The following is an 18,239-nucleotide window of genomic DNA, read 5'->3' on the forward strand; positions in this document are numbered from 1 at the left end:
GCTGAGCACTAAAACGGTTATTTGATTTTCGTAAGTATTTCTTTCGAATTTGTTCATTTTTCTTATTTTTTAGTCTTAATTTTGTAATGTTAATCTACTCTAATTTAACGTTTACAATGATTTTGCGATTTCGAACTGTTTTTTATCGAGAAGTCTTTCTGCTTTTATTAGTCCTATTTAGCTTTCAAAGTACATTTGGGCAAACTGAAGACAGTACCGCCAAGGTTATAAATTTTAGAGGTACTGCCAGCGTTACTAACAACGGCTTTTCTTTTATTCCGGCTTTTTCGTTGGGGAAACCAGCTGCTATTTTCGGTTTCAATATCAATGGTGGTAAACGATTTAGTTTCGAGCCAGAGTTTCGTTTTGCCCTTCAAGATGGCCGCCCGTGGTCTTTTATATTTATTTGGCGTTATAAAGTCATCAACCAAAAACGTTTTCAGGCCACACTTGGAAGTCATTTTCCGGCCGTTCCGTTTAGGGTGCTTGCCTACGAAACTACCCCCGAAGTGAAAAACACCTTGGCGGTTTCGAGGGTGATTCCATTCGAGTTTACTCCAAATATTGTCATCAACAAAAACAACAGCATCAGCTTGTTTATGTTGTATGCCAAAGGCGTCAGCGACGACGCCCATAACAATACATCTGTAATTATGCTGAGGTCTGTTTCAACAATCCCTCTCAACAAAAAACTATCTTTTCGCATAAATCCGCAGGTTTTTTTATTAAAATTGGACGAATTTAAAGGAACTTATATCGCCTCAAATTTTACTTTGACCTCAAAGAAAACGCCTTTTTATTTGGGCTCTACAATCAATGCTCCTATCAAATCTGATATAGCTGGAAAGCCCTTCAACTGGAATCTGAGCATGGGTTATTCGCTTGATAGAAAATTGATTGTGAAAAAATAAACTATGGAAAAAATAGAGTCGATAGAGGATTTTTATAAGCGAAAATACGACTGGATTCCAGAAAATCTTAAGAGTGAGATTGGACATTTTAATGTTTTTGCTCACGAACCCATAGATCCAAATAAGGCCAAACCTTTGCCCTATAAAAGGCGGGATTTTTATAAAGTTATGTTGGTAGTGGGCGAGGTAGAAATGCTTTATGCCGACAAGGTAATAAAGGTAAAAAAACAAGCATTGTTCTTTTCAAATCCTCAAATTCCTTACAAATGCGATAATTTGGAAAAAATAAAAGAAGGGTTTTATTGTATCTTCAATCAGCACTTTTTCCATAAGTTTGGCGATTTAAACCAATATTCAGTTTTTCAACCTTCTGGTAATCATGTGTTTGAGCTTACCGATGATCAAGCAGAGGCCGTAAAGCCGGTATTTGTTAAAATGTTTGATGAAATAAAATCAGACTATGTGCACAAATACGATGTGCTTCGGAATCTGGTTTTTGAGCTTTTGCATTTCGCCATGAAAATGCAGCCTGCTTCACTTTTTGAAAAACATCAAATCAATGCGTCTCAAAGAATTTCAACGCTGTTTATGGAATTGGTCGAGCGTCAGTACCCAATTGATGAGAGCCATCCTGTCATCAGTTTGCGTTCGGCTTCGGATTTTGCTGATCAACTCAATGTTCATGTCAATCATCTAAACAGAGCCGTTAAAGAAACAACCCAAAAGACTACCTCACAAATTATAGCTGAACGGGTATTACAAGAGGCCAAAATTATGCTCAAACACAGCAAGTGGAATATTTCAGAAGTTGCCTATGCTCTTGGTTTTGTGGAAGTTACGCATTTTAATAATTTCTTTAAAAAGCACATGGATATAAGTCCGTCGAGGTTTAGGAAAGAGTGATGGGGATTAATTGGGAATTAGGAATTATGAATTATGAATTAGGAATGTTGAATGTTGAATTATGAATTGGGAATGAGGAGTTTCGATGTGTTTATGGCTTTTTGATGGATAGGTTATTGCGGCTCTTTGGGCTAAGTTTTTGTTTTTTAGTGTTTAACAGATAAATTATTTTTAATGGGAAGGATTTTTACGATTTTAGTTTTAGTTGTGTTTAGTCAAATTCGATTATTTGGTCAAAAAAAAGATAGCACAAAGGCTGCTATTCAATTTTCAGGAAATATTACAGCCACCAACAATGGGGTTTCTTTGGTGCCAACTTTTTCTTTAGGCAAACCAGCCATTCTGATTGACTTGGCTGTAAAGGGCAAAAGGCTGAGCTTTGAACCTATGATGAACTTTGCAACGGATAAACTCAGGCCTTGGGGTTTTATATTTTGGCTTAGATACAAAATGGTGGAAAAAGAAAAATTTAAATTGAAAGTTGGGGCTCATCCTTCGTTTGTGTTTTCTGCCAGCCAAGTCATTGAAAATGGAAACAAGAGGGAAGTTTTAACAGCAAATCGATATTTTGCGGCCGAGGTTGCCCCTAGTTATGCCGTTTCTAAGAATACAACACTGGGCGTTTATTTGCTTGGAGCTAATCAAATAGCCGTCGGAGTGATAGATCCTACCTATTTTTTGGCCATAAATTCTGTTTCCACTTTTGATATTTCTAGAAAATATTTTCTAAGGACTATTCCGCAGTTTTATTTCTTGAAACTTGGCAATCAAAAAGGATATTACACCAACGCCACCGTGATTATCGGCAAAAAGAAATTCCCACTTTCTATAAACGGCATGGTTTCTAAAAGTATCAAGACCGAAATCGAGGTCAATAAATTTGTCTGGAATGCAGGATTAACTTACTCGTTTTAAGTTTTTTTTGCAGTGAGTTTTGTTTCAGAAATGTTTTGTTTCTCTGATTTGAATACTTCGAATTATAAACTGGTAGCTCAATTTATCCGCACAACTGCTTGCAAGTACACCCAAATTTCAGTTAAAAAGTATCGTAAAATATAGAGGGAATTTATCGTAAAGGTTTGGTGTTTTGAAACAAGATTAGTATTTTAGTACACAAAATGTATGCATTATGTTTACAATTCAATTAAGAAATTTACCCGAATCAACTTATTTGGCCATTAAAGAGTCTGCAAAAGCATCAAAACGCTCTATGACACAAGAGGCAATTGTATTATTAGATAATGCTCTAAAAATTGGTAATTCAGTGCAAAACTCAAAATTAAAAGCTTTGAGTGAATTGAAGAATATGTCTTTGGAAAATAAGTACGTTTCAAATATGAATGAGATATTAGGTCTTATTGAAGAAGACAGAAATCGATGATTTTTGATACAAATGTTTACCTAGATTTATGTTTTGATCCCAAAGAAAAACTCATCCAACTAGCTTCTGAAAACACACTGGTCGCTCCGAATTTTTTAAAGTTGGAAATAATAAATGTCCTGAGAAAGTATCATTTTCTTAAAGCCATTCCAATGGAGATTTTGGAAAAATATGAGAAGTTCACTTTTGACTTGGTCGATGTCTTTGTTCCTGATTTTGAGTTGTTGGATGTTGCAAAAAGGTTTTCTTATCATCTTAACCATCCAATTTATGACTGTATTTTTTTAGCTTTGGCGGATGAAACCAAAGATACCTTTTGCAGTTATGATCAAAAGTTGTTAAAAAAAGCGGAATCAATTGGAATAAAAACTATAGGCTTTTCAAATTGATAGCCTAATTCATCCCTCGCCACTCCAACGGACTCAGCCCAACTTTTTGCTTAAAAAGTCGAGTTAAATGTTGGGGATATTTATACCCTAGGTGGTAAGCTATTTCGCTGATAGACTTGCTTTGGTCATGAAACTTTTCTTTGGCTATGTCTATAACTTTAGCTTGGATGTATTCTAGGGCAGTTTTACCAGTTTCTTTTTTTACCAAATCTCCGAAATAATTAGCTGATAAATTCATTTTTTCAGCACAAAAGGCTACTGTTGGCAAGCCCAATAGCTGAGGTAAATTCGACTCAAAATATTCGTCAAGAAGCTTCTCTAATTTGCAGAGAGTATCCTTGTTTATGTTTTCACGGGTGATGAATTGGCGGTCAAAAAAGCGAACACAATAGTTGAGGAATAGCTCTATGTTATTTATAATTAGCTTTTTACTATGTTTGTCTATGCCACGCTCCAATTCTTCCTTTATTTTTGAAAAGCATTCCAGTATAATTTGACGTTCACGAGTAGAAATATGCAAGGCTTCATTAACATCGTAAGAAAAGAAGCCGTATTCTTTGATAGTTTTTGCCAAAACTGTACCTTTTATAAAGTCGGGATGAAATATCAAAGCCCAGCCGCTGGGTTGAATCAAAACATCGTCGGGCATTTCAAAACCAAAGGTCTGATTCGGAGCAATAAACAGTAAAGTTTCCTCCTGATAATCGTATTGGCTACGACCATACTGAAAATCTTCACACCGAACATCTTTCAAAAAAATGACAAATAGCTCTGAAAAATACCTTTTGGCTGTTATTTTCTTAGATTTGGATTGATCCAAAACACTCACCAAAGGGTGCAAAGTTTCTTGACCTCTTTGCGAGTTGAACTTTGTAACACTGCTTAGTTGTTCAATTTTTTCCATTCCTTTTTTTCTGATTTCCAATCCAAAAATAGAACAAATCTTTCTGTCTTTTTTATAAACCACCGCTCATAGGTAAAAGTGGTAAATAAAGCAGTGAAACGGGTAGGCTATTATCGCTGATTTGAAGCGAACTTTGCAAAAATTAAATATAGATATTTTCAGATGAAAAAAGCGGCTATTCTTTTTGCTTTATTTTTTTTACATTTTTTTTCTTCCGCTCAAACAATTGACACCACCCAAACGCCCAGTTTTTTGAGAGGGCAAATAACGGCTACCAACAATGGTGTTTCGCTCATACCTACATTTTCGCTTGGAAAGCCAGCGGTGTTGTTTGATATGAACATGGGCAAGGGTCGCCTGAGTTTTGACCCCATGATACGCTTTGGCATGAATGGCAAACCTTGGACTTTTGTTTTTTGGTGGAGATACAAGCTCGTTCAACAAAAGAAATTTACACTCGGCTTGGGAGCACATCCTTCGGTGGTATTTCGGGATATTTCTGTGGTTGACAACGGCATCAAGAAAGATTACTTATCGGCACAGAGATACTTCGCATGGGAAACTTCGCCAACCTATATTATTAACAAAAGCAGCAATATTGGGCTCTATTATTTAGGTTCCAAGGGCCTAAGCAAAGATATTATTCAAAACACGGCCTTCATTGCCATCAGAAGTGTGCTTAATGTTAACCTTTCCAATAAGTATAGGTTGGGTTTAATTCCGCAAGTTTATTACCTCAAAATGGATAAAAACGACGGCACTTATGCAAACATTACACTGAATTTATACAAGAAAAAATTTCCAGTATCTTTCAATGCCATTGCTAGTAAAGCCCTAAAAACCGAGATTAATGGCAAAGGCTTTCTGTGGAGTGCAGGATTGGTTTATAATGTCAATAATACGTATTTGAAAAGGTAATTCCTGTTTGAATTTCGTAATAAAATGTTTGAAATTGGTTCAATTTTGGCATTGTCTTGTATTAATTTTGTAAGGTAAAAAAAGTATTTTTATGCAAAAAAGAAATTTAGGAAATCAGGGTTTAGAGGTGTCGGCTATAGGATTGGGCTGTATGGGAATGAGTTTTTCCTATGCTCCGTTTCCTCCTAAAGAAGACTCAATATCTCTTATCAGAAAGGCCGTTGAGCTGGGCATTACATTTTTTGATACTGCCGAAGTTTATGGCCCATATAACAATGAGGAAATAGTAGGACAAGCCTTGCAACCGTTTAAAAATGAGGTAATTATTGCCACTAAGTTTGGTTTTAATATTCAAGAAGGTAAAATGATGGGCGTAGATAGCCGCCCCGAAACCATCAGGCGTGCCGTGGAAGGTTCCTTGAAAAGATTGGGAGTGGAGTGTATCGATTTGCTTTATCAACATCGGGTAGATCCAAAGGTACCCATAGAGGATGTAGCTGGCACAGTAAGAGACTTGATAAAGGAGGGTAAGGTTAAGTATTTTGGACTTTCTGAAGCAGGGGCAAATACCATCAAAAAAGCTCATGCCATACAGCCAGTTTCTGCGTTGCAAAGCGAGTATTCGCTCTGGACTCGCCAGCATGAGACCGAAATTATGCCCACTATAGAACAATTGGGAATAGGTTTCGTTCCTTTTAGTCCGCTCGGAAAAGGTTTTTTGACGGGTACAATTGATGAAAAAAAAGAGTTTGCCGCAAGCGATATCAGAGCAATTATCCCAAGATATTCATCTGATGCCAGAGTGGCTAACCAAGCCTTGGTTGATGTTATTGCCAAATTTGCTGAAACAAAAAATGCAACTAATTCACAAATAGCCTTAGCTTGGATTTTAGCTCAAAAGCCTTGGATTGTCCCAATTCCTGGAACCACCAAAATTCACCGCCTGATTGAAAATAATGGTGCAGCCGGTATTCAATTTTCTCCGGAGGAATTGTCAGAGCTTACAGCGGCCTCTGAAAAAGTAAAAATAGTAGGCACAAGATATACCGAGGCCATGGAAGCTGCAACGGGAATTTGAAGCAGAAATGCTTAAGAGTTTTTGGTTCTTAGGGTTGTCAAAACAGCGGCCATTACTATAAATAAGCCTAATACAAAGCCTAGTCCCAGTCTCAATCCGAAATTTTCAGCCAAATATCCAATGGCTGGTGGGCCGATAAAAAAGCCTGTGTAGCCTATTGAAGTAGCCATAGAAATACCGGCCGATGGGCTAATATTTTTAAGGTTTCCGGCTGACGAAAAGACGATAGGCACTATGGTTGAAAGTCCCAAACCTACTAAAAAGAAACCCAAAAATGTACTCCAAACCGACACAAAAACTAGGGAAATTCCTAAACCCAAAATGGCAAAAAAAGCGTCTATCAACATCAATTTTTGTTTGCCTAGTTTGAGTGTGAAATAATCACCAAATATGCGTCCAATGGTCATGGAGACACCAAAAGTGCCAAAAGCCCAAGCACTTATTGCTTCGCTTTGTCCCACCACGGTGTTCATAAATATAGCCGACCAATCTACCATAGAGCCTTCGCCAGTCATGCAACAAAACGCAATGATGCCAAAAGGAAGTATAGTTTTAAAGGCCAAGAAATTATCTGTTTTAACTTTAGATTTTACGGTTTCTAGTTCATGTATTTGGTCTTTTATAAGTTTTGTAGATGCCCACAATATGGGAAGAGTTCCTAAAAATCCAATAATGATTAAATGGGTTTGAAGAGAAACTTCAAAATTCGAAAAAATACCCCCAGCAACTGCTCCAATGGCCATGCCTATGCTGAAAATAGCATGAAATGAAGAGAATATAATTTTGCCCCAAAGCCTTTCAACCAAAACCGCCTGACCGTTCATAGTGACGTCCATGGAGCCGGAGGCTGCTCCAAGAAAGAAAAAGCAAAGACGTATTACCCATTCGTTTTGAGAAATAGCCACCATCGGAATAGCCAAACAAAATAGAATCGCCACTATTTTGACAATTTTGTCCGAGCCAAATCTGCTCCCCAACCAACCCGCAAAAGGCATAGAAACCATAGAACCCAATGCGATACAGAATAAAACTGTACCGAGTTGAGCGTTGTTCAGCCCGAAAAAACGTTGTAATTCAGGCAAGCGAGAGGTCCAGTTGGCATACAAAAAACCGTTTACAAAAAAGAAAGTAGAAACGGCGATTCTATTGATGAGTAATTTGTTGTCTTTCATTATGGAATATTTGATGCAAAACTAAAGAAAGCAAAGCTTGTCAAAAAGTAATTTCAGAAATGAACGATAAGTTATTTTTAAAGAATAAGAAAAATCTAGAATACCCTCACTTGGTTTGGAAAGGTAGTTTTCCTAAAAAAATAGAGCTTTCTAATCAAAGAAAACTCCATTTTGTTTTTGATAAATATTTATTTTCAAAACAACTTCTCTTGTGGCGGTTTTGCACCTGCCAGGCGGATATACACCGTTGTTTGACCTCTGTGGTGGGTTTGGTGTTCAAAAGCCTTTGCAATAGCCATGCCCTTTGTCATTTCAAATCGACCGAACATTTTTACATTTTCGCTCATCGTTGCTGGAGTCATTTTTTTGATTCCAGCTATCACAAAATCATAGCCCGCCAAAACCAACTTGGTGGTGTTTTCTTTCGATTTGTCTGCTGATTTCTCAGATTCACCTTGCCCTATTGGGCTTTTTTCGCCCGTTGCGGCGGCAGCAAAAGCATAATTAGCATCTGTGAAATGTAGCATTTGTTCTGCAAAAGAACGCATTTCTGGTGTTGGTTTTATATCATATTTGTCAGCTGGCATAGCGTCCAAATACTCTTTGGTATAGGTTTTGGCTCTTTCCCATTCTTTCACCATTTCGTCAACAGATTGAGCGTTAACTGATTGGAAAGTAAGCAAAGTCACAATCAGAGAAAATACGAGTTTTAGTTTTTTCATTTTTGTTTAATAATTTAGGATATAAAAATAAAGAATTTATTGAATTTATTCATGAAAACTGTAATATATCTATTCTATAGCCACGCCATTGGCTTTCAATACTTTACTGAAAAACAAAACATGAAAAGGTATGGCGTTTTGCCAATAATCCCAAGTATGTGCCCCAGGTCTCTCGGTATATTCATGTGGGGTGTTATTATACAACAGTCTTCTGTGAACTTCTCGGTTGGCCTCTATCAGAAAATCGTCAACGCCACAGTCAATAATGACAGGCATGCCGTTCTTTTTGATGGTATCCACCATATTTAATACAGAATTTTTTACATAAACATCATTAGAAGTGTCCGCTGTACCTAAAAGTTTAAGAAAACGGTCTTTCAACGATTTTGCAAAATCTTCATTTATCTTAAATTTGGTGTAGTTCATGTCCAAAGCACCACTCATGGAGCCAGCAGCACTGAATAATTCAGGATGACGCGTGGATAGGTACATAGCTCCATGCCCACCCATCGAAAGGCCCGTGATTACCCTGCCTTTGTTTGATTTCACAGTTCTGTAGGTATTGTCTATCTTAGTAATAACTTCTTTTGTAATGTAGGTTTCAAACTGACTGTTTTTGTCAAAAGGACTGTCCATGTACCAGCCAAAGGTCTCTCCTTCGGGCATAACAATAATAAGGTTGTATTGGTCGGCGAGGTTTTTAACCACTGATTTGTCGGGTGTCGAATTGAGCCAGTCTCCAAAATGCCCGCCACCACCGTGCAAAAGGTACAGTACTGGATAGGATGCTTGATTTTTTGAGTAAGAGCTGGGTAAAACTACGGCTGCTTTATATTTTTTGTTCATTACCGCACTTGGCACCTCTAAACTGTCAACCGTCGAGGCGGACGACGAGAAACAAGAAAACAATGCGAACGCAGTAATTGAAAAAAATAATTTAGAAATTTTCATAAGGTTGTTTAATATTAATGGGCAAATTAATAATATTTTTTGTTTTGAAAATGAATTTAAATCAAAATGAATTTCTCACAACTGTTTTAAAAAGGACATAATTTTGGCCATGGAAGGAAAAGCCTGAAATATTATAGATTTATTTGCTTCTCAAGAAAAGTTTATTGCACTCAATGTGCTGATTTCTTAATTCAATAAATATATTTGTCTGTAATAATTCAATCTTATTAAAATAAAAAAATGAACAGACGAGAGGTCATTAGAAATGTAGCCTTGATGTTGGGCGGTACGTTTTCAGCCCCAACGCTCCTGGCATTGAACCACCGGGATACTGCCACAAAAGCCAATATTAACCTTGGGAATTTTAGCCTTACTAGCTCAGAACAAATGTTGATAGCAGAAATAGCCGAAATAATCCTCCCAAAATCTATTACTAATGGCCAATCCTCGCCAGGAGCTAAAGAAGTAGGTGTGCCAGCATTTGTTGAAATGATGCTGAAAGATTGCTATAAAGAAACCGAGCAAAAGAGTTTTCTGGAGGGCTTAGCTACTTTACAAAAAGTTAAATTCTTAGAATTAAATAAAGATGAAAAAAGTGGTGTCCTGAAATTGATGGAACAAGAATCCAAAATCATCACGGGAAAAACTATTCCTTTTTGGCGATTGATGAAGGAATTAACCCTTTTGGGATATTTTACCTCCGAAGAGGGTTTAAAGGCTTCTTTTGACTACCATCCCATTCCGGGTAAATTAGAAAATATTAAGATTTCAAGCTCACAAAAATCGTTTGCTTACTAAATTCTAAGGCCAAAAATATTGTAAAACTGGCCTAACGCTTTATTTTTTTCAACCTTCTTAAAAATTTATACGCGATGAATATTATCGGTAAATCAAAAAAAAACAATACGTTTGACGCCATAGTGGTAGGATCAGGAATGACCGGTGGTTTTGCAGCTAAAGAACTCACCGAAAAAGGGCTGAAAGTCTTGATGATTGAGCGTGGAAAGGAAATTAAACATGTGTCGGGATATGATACCGCGATGAAAGAACCATGGGAAATAGAACACCGTGGCAAAACCTCAAATTTGTCGGCTGAAGAACGCTGGGCAAACAGTAGATTTTGGGGTCTTGGAAGCGAAGAAGTGGTAAATCATTTGACGAACGACAAAGAAAATCCTTACATAGAAAAACGTCCTTTCGACTGGATTCGTGCCTATCACACTGGAGGAAAATCGATGCATTGGGGTCGTCAAAGTTATCGCTGGGGCAAGCACGACTTTGAGGCCAATGCCAAAGAAGGGGTTGGTATTGACTGGCCCATTAGATACGAAGATTTAGAGCCGTGGTACACGCATGTAGAAAAGTTTGTAGGTGTATCAGGACAAAAAGAGGGATTGGATGTTCTGCCTGACGGCCATTTTTTGCCAGCGATGCCATTATTTGCACCTGAGGCATATTTCAAAAACAAAATGTTTGAAAAACTTAACCGTCCAGTTACGGTTGGACGTGTGGCAAACCTCACACAGCCGCAAGAAATCCATACTAAATTGGGACGGGGTTCATGCCAATATCGTAATAAATGCCAGCGAGGATGTCCTTATGGAGGCTATTATAGCTCATTGTCAGGAGCTATTCCGGCAGCTATGCTCACCAACCGCCTTAATATTTTGCATGACAGTATTGTTTCCGAAATAATTTATGACGACACCAAACAAAAAGCTGTAGGTGTGCGAGTTATAAACCAACATACGTTTACAACCGAAGACTTTTTTGCCAAAATAATATTCTTAAATGCCGGCTCAATCAACACCGCAGCCTTGATGCTCAATTCAAAGTCAGGACGTTTTCAAAATGGATTTGGTAACGACAGCGACCAAGTAGGTAGAAATTTAATGGATCATCAATTGGGGTCTGGAGCAACAGCTTCTATTGATGGATTTGAAGACGACTATGTATTTGGCCAAAGACCCAATGCCCTTTATATTCCAAGGTTTAGAAATTGGGGAAATGACAAACAAACGAGCTATTTGAGGGGTTTTGGCTATCAAGGCGGAGCCAGTAGAGAAGGCTGGGAAAGAGGTGTAAATGCCGATGGATTTGGTGATGATTTCAAACAAAGTCTAACCAAGCCTGGCCCATGGAGTATTAGAATTGGTGGATTTGGCGAAATATTGCCTGATCCAAACAATAGGATTTTTTTAGATCCTGAGAAAAAAGACAAATGGGGAATACCTATGATAGTAACCGATGCCGCTTTTGTTGAAAACGACTGGGCCATGCGTAAAGACATCGTTTCGTCTGCAGTAGAAATGCTGGAAATGGCTGGTTTTAAAAATGTTACGCCGTATGACCGACCAACACATATGGGTTTAGGAATCCACGATATGGGTACTGCCAGAATGGGTCATGATTCCAAAACCTCGGTTTTGAATGCCTTTAACCAAGTTCATGACTGTAAAAACGTATTTGTAACAGATGGAGCTGCCATGGCTTCGTCGTCGTGTGTAAATCCTTCGATAACCTACATGGCTCTTACCGCTCGTGCAGCAGATTTTGCAGTTAAGGCCTTGAAGAAAAAAGAGTTGTGATTAATTTTTTGGACAAATATTGCAGGTAAAAATGTTGTTTAATGATATCCAATTCCTTAATTTTTAAGTTTTTTAATACGGACATGAATAAAATGAAAGAAGTGAAATTTGTAAGAATGCTATTATTTTTTTTATCAATAAGTTTAAGCCAAATCTTGTATGCTCAAACAAGTCAAAATTCTGAATATACCTTAGTGGTAGAAGGTTTTGATTGGGGGCCTATGGTTAATAAGGTGACTGTTGGACTCGACACACCGACGAAAGCAGTGAATATGACTGATTATTCAGTAGTGGCAGAAAGAAGCCACCCATGTGCCGTTATTTCACCTGAATTTGCAAAAGGAAATCGCACCATAGTTTTTGCCTATGTTTCAGACAGTAAAGGGAATAGAATAGATGAAGGGTCATATGTGACACTGATTTTGTACGTGGCTCCTAATTCTCAAATTTGCTCAGCATTGCAGTATTCACAAAAAGCCGATTGCAGAGGAAACCAGTGGGTTGACTACAAGGTCACTGTTACTAATACTAAAACCAACCACGTTTGGAATAAAAAGAAAGGTAGAATTATGCCTATTGGGGACGATTTTGATCTTTCTGGGAAATTTGAATATGAGCCAGGAAAGAGTTTAACTCTCGCCGATTTTGTTCCAAAAAGGTCTGTTGAAAAATCCCCCCTTATTATATGGTTGCATGGAGGCGGCGAGGGTGGTACTGACCCAAGTATTGCATTGATGGGAAATAAGGCCTTTAATTATGCAAGTCCTGATATTCAAAAATACTTTGGAGGAGCTTATGTATTAGTTCCACAAACACCTGGTGCTTGGATGCACGATAAAGAAGGAAAGATGCAACCAGGGAGTAGCGAAGATATCTATAATGTAGGTTTGATGGCATTAATCAAGAACTACGTAAATACGCATCCTGGAATTGATAAAAAACGTATTTACATTGGAGGGTGCTCTAACGGAGGATATATGGCTTTGAAGCTTTTGCTCAAGGATCCTAAGTATTTTGCGGCTGGATATATTAGTGCATTAGCCTATCAATCGCAGTATATATCTGATAACCAAATAAACAGCATTAAAAATATACCTATTTGGTTTATTCAGTCAAAAGATGATAAAGTCACTGATCCTGTAACTACTGTTATACCAGTTTATGAAAGGTTGAAGAAAGTAGGTGCAAAAAATGTGCATTTTAGTTTTTACAACCATGTAACAGACTTGTCTGGAATGTTTGGAGGAGAAAATTATCATTTTAATGGGCATTGGTCATGGATATATTCCCATGCCAATCAATCTCACACGGAATTTGATGGTTCTGAGGTGCTTCTAAATGGTAAACCTACTACATTGATGGAATGGATGGCTGCTCAAATTAATCGGTAATTTTTTTTTAAATGTTTTCTGCCACGAGTGTAAATGAGCTTCATTCGTGGCTTTTTTTATAATTTTCTTCTCGAATTTAAGTTTTTTTACTCATTTTGATTTACTTTTTTTTGAAGTTGGTTCCAATTTTTATAGATAAAATTTGCGTAGTTAAATAACTACATATATATTTGTAGTCAAATAGCTACAGATGAATTTAAGAAGAGACGTATTTCAGGCCATTGCAGATCCTACCCGCCGTGCCATACTTTTGCTGTTGGCTACTCAGTCAATGTCTGCTGGAGCTATTGCGGCCAATTTTGACACAGCAAGACCAACGGTTTCCAAGCATCTGCAGATTTTGACCGAATGTGAACTTCTCAGGCAAGAGCAAAATGGGAGAGAAGTCATTTATCAACTGAATCCCTCAAAAGTGAAGGAAGTGGCGGACTGGGCGGAGCAATTTCGTCAATTGTGGGACGATAGATTCAACAAATTGGAGGATATTATGAAAAAATACATTTGAAATGGAGCAGAAAACCAAAATACATGCGGAGGAAAACAAGCAAGAGATAATTATCACCAGAGATTTTGATTTGCCATTGGCCTTACTTTTTAGAGCTTACGTTGAGTCTGAAATTGTGGAGCAATGGATGGGCACAAAAGTAGTTAAATTGGAGAGTCAAAAACAAGGAGGCTGGCGTTTCGAAACTTCCGATCCTATGGGAAACGTGCACGTTTTTAGTGGAGTTATACATGATATTTTAGAAAATTCAAAAATCGTAAGGACTTTTCAGATGGAAAACACGCCTTTCGAACCACAATTGGAATTCCTTGACTTTGAGTCAGTTTCGGACTCCAAAAGTAAGTTAACCATGCATGTTATTTATCGTTCAGTAGTTTTACGCGACCAAATGTTGGCCTTACCTTTTGCCCAGGGTATTAATATGGCACACAACAGATTACAAGATATTGTAGAAAAATTAAACTAAAACATAATGAATAAAAGGAACAAAATCATCTATTGGGTTGCCACGCTTTGGCTAGCTTTAGGCATGACCTCTACTGGTATAGTGCAGTTGATAAAAATGAAAGAAGAGGTAGCGAAAATGGGAGAATTGGGTTATCCAACTTATTTTCTTACGATTCTGGGTGTTTGGAAGATTTTAGGTGTTCTTGCTATTTTAATTCCTAAAAATCCTTTGCTCAAGGAGTGGGCTTACGCCGGTTTTTTCTTTGCGATGTCAGGTGCGACAATCTCTCATGTTTTTGTAGGTCATCCTGCAAGTGAGATTTTTCCATCCATATTATTACTTGTTCTAACCGCAGTTTCTTGGTATTTTAGACCTGCAGATAGAAAAACTACTTAAAATTATTCGAAATGATGAATGAACTACTGAATGATTTTTTTGAGAAAGATCGCAAATGGCAGGACGAACTCAATGAACTCAGGAAAATTGTGCTCGAAACGGGCCTTATTGAAGAATTGAAATGGAAACAGCCTTGCTATACGCTCGATGGTACCAATCTTTTAATAGTGAGCAGTTTCAAGGATTTTGCTTTTGTGAGTTTTTTAAATGGTTCACTATTAGCCGACACCGAGAGCATTTTGGTTAAACCTGGTGAGAATTCTCAGTTTTCAAGGCTGATGCGGTTTTATAATGTAGATGAAGTGAAAAAACTAAAACCAACACTTTTGGCCTATATTTATGAAGCAATAGAGGCCCAGAAAGTAGGTATTAAACCTGTAGCAGAGAAGGATAAAGTGCTAGAATTTCCGGAGGAATTATTATCGAAATTTAGTTCAGATATTCAATTCAAAACAGCCTTTGAGGCCTTAACTCCTGGCCGCCAAAGGGCTTACAATATTTATTTTACGGGGGCGAAATCATCAAAAGCTCGTGCATCGCGAATAGAGAGTTATACAGAAAGAATAATGAACGGAAAAGGCTTCAACGATTGCATTTGTGGTTTTTCGAAACGCATGCCCAATTGCGACGGGTCTCATAAGTATTTGTAAATGCGTGCTTTATTGTCTGTTTGCTAGGTTTTTTGCTCTCAAAATTGAGTTTGAGAAACCGGAGCAAATGGCGGTGATAATAAAAAGAAATTCATTTCATTTGTCAGATAAACTGGCTTTTGCGTTATTTGTCATAAATACCAATTAGTATCTTTTATGTCAAAAGCGGCTGCTACACGTCTCAATATTCTCCACAAGGCATTTGAACTTATCTATGCAAAGGGTTATCAAACCACCAGCATCGATGAGATAATAGCCACCACTAAGGTTACCAAGGGAGCATTTTTTTATCATTTCAAATCTAAAGACGAAATGGGTTTGGCTATCATCAATGAAATTTTGAAGCCGACCATGGAGGAGTCGTTCATTAAGCCACTTGAAAACGCCACGGAACCGATAGGCGTTATTTATCAAATGATGTACGATTTGCTTTTTAATAATGAATTTCTGAAGCTTGAATATGGCTGTCCCGCGGGTAATTTAACACAAGAAATGACTCCGTGGAATGTTGAATTTAGCGAAGTTCTGTCTTCATTAACCCGCAAGTGGCACTCGACACTTGAAAAACTAATAGAAATAGGCAAAAAGAACGGTAACATAAGGCCCAATGTAAATGCCGCACAGGTCGCTTATTTTGTGATGTCAGGTTATTGGGGAATCCGAAACTTCGGAAAAGTTTACAAGAGCAAAGATTGTTATTTTGCTTATTTAGAGGAACTTAAGGTGTATCTCGACGGTCTCAAATAATTTTTTCATAAAAACATACTAATTAGTATGTTTTTTGCTTTAATTTTGCGTCATAAATAAGAAATTTATGGTGCAAACGCTTACATTCTGTCATTCTGTATTTAGGTGGCTGGTTTTGGCTAGTTTAATTTACGGTATTTTTAGAGCCGCTAAAGGCTATTGGTCAAAATCTAGTTTTGGCAAAGTCGATAATTCGGTAAGACATTGGACAGCCACCATTGTTCATATTCAACTGACAATTGGCATAGTTTTATACAGCCAGAGTTTGGTTGTTAAGTATTTCTGGACCAATTTCAAAGCTGCCATAACCAATAAAGACGCCACTTTTTTTGGTCTAATTCATATTTTTTTGATACTCTTAGCGGTCGTTTTTATAACTATAGGCTCTGCATTGGCCAAAAGAAAAACCGCCGACCATGAAAAGTTCAAAATCATGCTCGTTTGGTTCTCTGTTGCACTTTTTATCATTTTTATAGCTATTCCTTGGCCATTTTCTCCACTAGCCAACCGCCCTTATTTTAGATAATATGAAAGATTTAATCAAAACAAAAATTGGCCGATTGCGAATTATTGGCTTTTTGGAAGGCATCACCTTGTTAATTTTGGTATTTGTCGCCGTGCCGCTCAAGTATTACTTTGGCAATCCCTCACTTACAAAAATGCTTGGGCCTGTTCACGGAGCCATATTTTTGCTTTTCTTGTTCAATTCACTGTCGGTAGGAGTGGAGCAAGGTTGGAAGTTCAGAACCACCACTTGGAAAGTGATATTGGCCTGTTTTATTCCCTTTGGTACTTTTTACATTGACAAAACCATCTTGGCCAAAATAAAAGTGGGATAAGAACTACTGATTTTTTTAAATTTGCTTGTCTTGTTTTCGATACCATTCAAGAGACAGTTTAGAGAAATTTGGCCTCCAATTTTTGCTCAAACTAAAGAGTTTTAATATCTTTTTGTAAGTTCGCAAATGGTGCAAAACTTTTGAAATGCAAAATTTTAGATGAAAGACAATGATACCAGTCGACTGGCAAGGCTGACGGCCATTGTTACGCAGTTGCAAACCAAGCGAATCTTGACTTCTACAGAACTAGCTGCCAAGTTTTCGGTAAGCGTCAGAACCATTTATAGGGATATGAGAGCCCTGGAGCAAGCTGGTGTGCCTATTGTGACTGAAGAAGGTAAGGGATATTCGTTGATGGAGCATTATCGACTTCCGCCCATTATGTTTTCAGAGGCAGAGGCCAATGCTCTGATTTTGGCCGAACAATTGGTTTTAAAAAACAAGGATGCGTCTTTTATAAAAAATTACACAGAAGCTATTGACAAAATAAAGGCGGTTTTAGGAAGTAATATTAAAGATAAAGCCAATTTGTTGATGGATAGGACACGATTCAGTCAAAATATCAATGGCGAAAGAAACAGCCACAATCTGTCAGACTTGCAGTTTGCTCTTACAAATTTTCTGGTCACAGAAATAGAATACACCAATGAGTTGACAGAAACCACTCAACGAAAAATTGAACCTTTTGCCTTGCTATCTACCCAAGAAAACTGGCTTTTGGTGGCTTGGTGCAGATTAAGACAAGAATTTAGGTATTTCAGATTAGACAGAATTCAAAAAATAAGCGTGCTTTCGGAGAAATTCGAACCTCATAAACTTACACTTCAAGGTTTTTTTGACAAATATCATTGAGCCTTTTATACCCCTGACATAGGGCTGTCATTCGTGGTATTTAGTTTTGTATCATAATCAAAACAAAATAAAATTATGATCGGTCAAATTACCAACCTCAACTGGATTAGTGTCTTTCTTGCATTTATGGCATATTTTCTACTCGGAGCCTTATGGTTTACCGTATTTTTTAGTAAATCTTACAAAGTATCGCTGGGCAAAGCGGGAGAAACTCTGCCGAACAAACCAATTTTTATCATCGGACCCGCACTTTGTTCTTTGGTTATCACAGTGACAGCAGCCCTCTTGATGTATTGCCTAAATATAACCTCAATAGCAGATGCTGTAGAATTTGCTCTGCTTATCGGTGGAGGATTTTTGGTAGCTAATGCGGTCAATATTGCCATTAATCCCAACATTCCGCGGCCCATTTTGTATGGTATTATCAGCGGAGCGTATCATTTGTTGGGAATATTGATGGTTTGTATTATTTTAGTGACAATGAAATAACATAA

The 18,239-nt window shown here is 37.6% G+C and carries 23 protein-coding genes; 19 read left to right on the forward strand and 4 right to left on the reverse strand.

The window, feature by feature from the left end; all coding sequences use genetic code 11:
- The first annotated feature begins 116 nt into the window (after positions 1-116).
- The 5 genes from EGI26_RS09910 (at position 117) to EGI26_RS09930 (ending at position 3,584) form a co-directional block, all read left to right on the forward strand.
- The gene (locus EGI26_RS09910) at positions 117-911 is read left to right on the forward strand and encodes a hypothetical protein (protein ID WP_255077985.1); all 795 of its coding nucleotides are present in this window, start codon (positions 117-119) and stop codon (positions 909-911) included.
- A 3-nt stretch (positions 912-914) separates the two neighbouring features.
- Positions 915-1,814 (forward strand): AraC family transcriptional regulator, encoded by a 900-nt coding sequence (locus EGI26_RS09915; RefSeq protein ID WP_255077986.1) that lies wholly within the window; start codon positions 915-917, stop codon positions 1,812-1,814.
- Between the two features lie 174 nt (positions 1,815-1,988).
- On the forward strand, positions 1,989-2,729 hold the full coding sequence (locus EGI26_RS09920) for a hypothetical protein (RefSeq protein WP_255077987.1): 741 nt from the start codon (positions 1,989-1,991) through the stop codon (positions 2,727-2,729).
- A 214-nt stretch (positions 2,730-2,943) separates the two neighbouring features.
- On the forward strand, positions 2,944-3,195 hold the full coding sequence (locus tag EGI26_RS09925; protein WP_255077988.1) for a FitA-like ribbon-helix-helix domain-containing protein: 252 nt from the start codon (positions 2,944-2,946) through the stop codon (positions 3,193-3,195).
- Complete coding sequence (locus tag EGI26_RS09930) at positions 3,192-3,584, forward strand: type II toxin-antitoxin system VapC family toxin (protein WP_255077992.1); 393 nt, start codon at positions 3,192-3,194, stop codon at positions 3,582-3,584. The genes EGI26_RS09925 and EGI26_RS09930 overlap by 4 nt, the downstream gene beginning before the upstream one ends.
- A gap of 4 nt (positions 3,585-3,588) precedes the next feature.
- Here the strand turns inward: EGI26_RS09930 and EGI26_RS09935 are convergent, their stop codons facing one another.
- Positions 3,589-4,488: an AraC family transcriptional regulator gene (locus EGI26_RS09935; RefSeq protein WP_255077994.1), complete on the reverse strand. Its 900-nt coding sequence runs from the start codon at positions 4,486-4,488 to the stop codon at positions 3,589-3,591.
- A 162-nt stretch (positions 4,489-4,650) separates the two neighbouring features.
- Between EGI26_RS09935 and EGI26_RS09940 the strand changes: the two genes are divergently transcribed.
- Together EGI26_RS09940 and EGI26_RS09945 are read left to right on the forward strand one after the other, a co-directional pair.
- The gene (locus EGI26_RS09940) at positions 4,651-5,406 is read left to right on the forward strand and encodes a hypothetical protein (RefSeq protein WP_255077995.1); all 756 of its coding nucleotides are present in this window, start codon (positions 4,651-4,653) and stop codon (positions 5,404-5,406) included.
- A 91-nt stretch (positions 5,407-5,497) separates the two neighbouring features.
- On the forward strand, positions 5,498-6,484 hold the full coding sequence (locus tag EGI26_RS09945; protein ID WP_255077996.1) for an aldo/keto reductase: 987 nt from the start codon (positions 5,498-5,500) through the stop codon (positions 6,482-6,484).
- Positions 6,485-6,495: 11 nt separating this feature from the next.
- Here the strand turns inward: EGI26_RS09945 and EGI26_RS09950 are convergent, their stop codons facing one another.
- The 3 genes from EGI26_RS09950 to EGI26_RS09960 form a co-directional block, all read right to left on the reverse strand.
- A complete protein-coding gene (locus EGI26_RS09950) occupies positions 6,496-7,656 on the reverse strand; it encodes an MFS transporter (RefSeq protein ID WP_255077997.1) in 1,161 nt (386 codons plus the stop codon).
- A gap of 194 nt (positions 7,657-7,850) precedes the next feature.
- Entirely contained in the window at positions 7,851-8,378 is a 528-nt protein-coding gene (locus EGI26_RS09955) for a DinB family protein (RefSeq protein ID WP_255078000.1), read from the reverse strand.
- 69 nt (positions 8,379-8,447) lie between these two features.
- Positions 8,448-9,329, reverse strand: coding sequence for an alpha/beta hydrolase family protein (locus tag EGI26_RS09960; protein ID WP_255078001.1), 882 nt, complete (start codon positions 9,327-9,329; stop codon positions 8,448-8,450).
- Between the two features lie 240 nt (positions 9,330-9,569).
- On the opposite strand from EGI26_RS09960, the gene EGI26_RS09965 reads away from it, so the two are divergent.
- The 12 genes from EGI26_RS09965 (at position 9,570) to EGI26_RS10020 (ending at position 18,234) form a co-directional block, all read left to right on the forward strand.
- Positions 9,570-10,127 carry a gluconate 2-dehydrogenase subunit 3 family protein gene (locus tag EGI26_RS09965; protein WP_255078002.1) on the forward strand — a complete coding sequence of 186 codons (558 nt, stop codon included), beginning with the start codon at positions 9,570-9,572 and terminating at the stop codon, positions 10,125-10,127.
- A gap of 74 nt (positions 10,128-10,201) precedes the next feature.
- A complete protein-coding gene (locus tag EGI26_RS09970; RefSeq protein ID WP_255078004.1) occupies positions 10,202-11,917 on the forward strand; it encodes a GMC oxidoreductase in 1,716 nt (571 codons plus the stop codon).
- 116 nt (positions 11,918-12,033) lie between these two features.
- The gene (locus EGI26_RS09975) at positions 12,034-13,308 is read left to right on the forward strand and encodes a prolyl oligopeptidase family serine peptidase (protein ID WP_255078005.1); all 1,275 of its coding nucleotides are present in this window, start codon (positions 12,034-12,036) and stop codon (positions 13,306-13,308) included.
- 190 nt (positions 13,309-13,498) lie between these two features.
- Complete coding sequence (locus EGI26_RS09980; RefSeq protein ID WP_255078006.1) at positions 13,499-13,813, forward strand: helix-turn-helix transcriptional regulator; 315 nt, start codon at positions 13,499-13,501, stop codon at positions 13,811-13,813.
- A gap of 1 nt (position 13,814) precedes the next feature.
- Positions 13,815-14,279, forward strand: a complete 465-nt coding sequence (locus EGI26_RS09985; protein WP_255078007.1) for an SRPBCC domain-containing protein — start codon at positions 13,815-13,817, stop codon at positions 14,277-14,279.
- 6 nt (positions 14,280-14,285) lie between these two features.
- Positions 14,286-14,657, forward strand: a complete 372-nt coding sequence (locus tag EGI26_RS09990; RefSeq protein WP_255078008.1) for a DoxX family protein — start codon at positions 14,286-14,288, stop codon at positions 14,655-14,657.
- A gap of 11 nt (positions 14,658-14,668) precedes the next feature.
- Entirely contained in the window at positions 14,669-15,307 is a 639-nt protein-coding gene (locus tag EGI26_RS09995) for a DUF1801 domain-containing protein (RefSeq protein WP_255078010.1), read from the forward strand.
- A 156-nt stretch (positions 15,308-15,463) separates the two neighbouring features.
- A complete protein-coding gene (locus EGI26_RS10000) occupies positions 15,464-16,054 on the forward strand; it encodes a TetR/AcrR family transcriptional regulator (RefSeq protein WP_255078012.1) in 591 nt (196 codons plus the stop codon).
- Between the two features lie 67 nt (positions 16,055-16,121).
- Positions 16,122-16,580, forward strand: coding sequence for a hypothetical protein (locus EGI26_RS10005; protein WP_255078013.1), 459 nt, complete (start codon positions 16,122-16,124; stop codon positions 16,578-16,580).
- Between the two features lies 1 nt (position 16,581).
- A complete protein-coding gene (locus EGI26_RS10010; protein ID WP_255078015.1) occupies positions 16,582-16,893 on the forward strand; it encodes a DUF3817 domain-containing protein in 312 nt (103 codons plus the stop codon).
- 159 nt (positions 16,894-17,052) lie between these two features.
- The gene (locus tag EGI26_RS10015) at positions 17,053-17,745 is read left to right on the forward strand and encodes a YafY family protein (protein WP_255078016.1); all 693 of its coding nucleotides are present in this window, start codon (positions 17,053-17,055) and stop codon (positions 17,743-17,745) included.
- 75 nt (positions 17,746-17,820) lie between these two features.
- Positions 17,821-18,234 (forward strand): DUF1761 domain-containing protein, encoded by a 414-nt coding sequence (locus EGI26_RS10020; RefSeq protein WP_255078017.1) that lies wholly within the window; start codon positions 17,821-17,823, stop codon positions 18,232-18,234.
- The last annotated feature ends 5 nt before the right edge of the window (positions 18,235-18,239 follow it).

The organism is Lacihabitans sp. CCS-44, assembly GCF_024343735.1.
In the GTDB taxonomy this organism is placed as follows: domain Bacteria; phylum Bacteroidota; class Bacteroidia; order Cytophagales; family Spirosomataceae; genus Leadbetterella.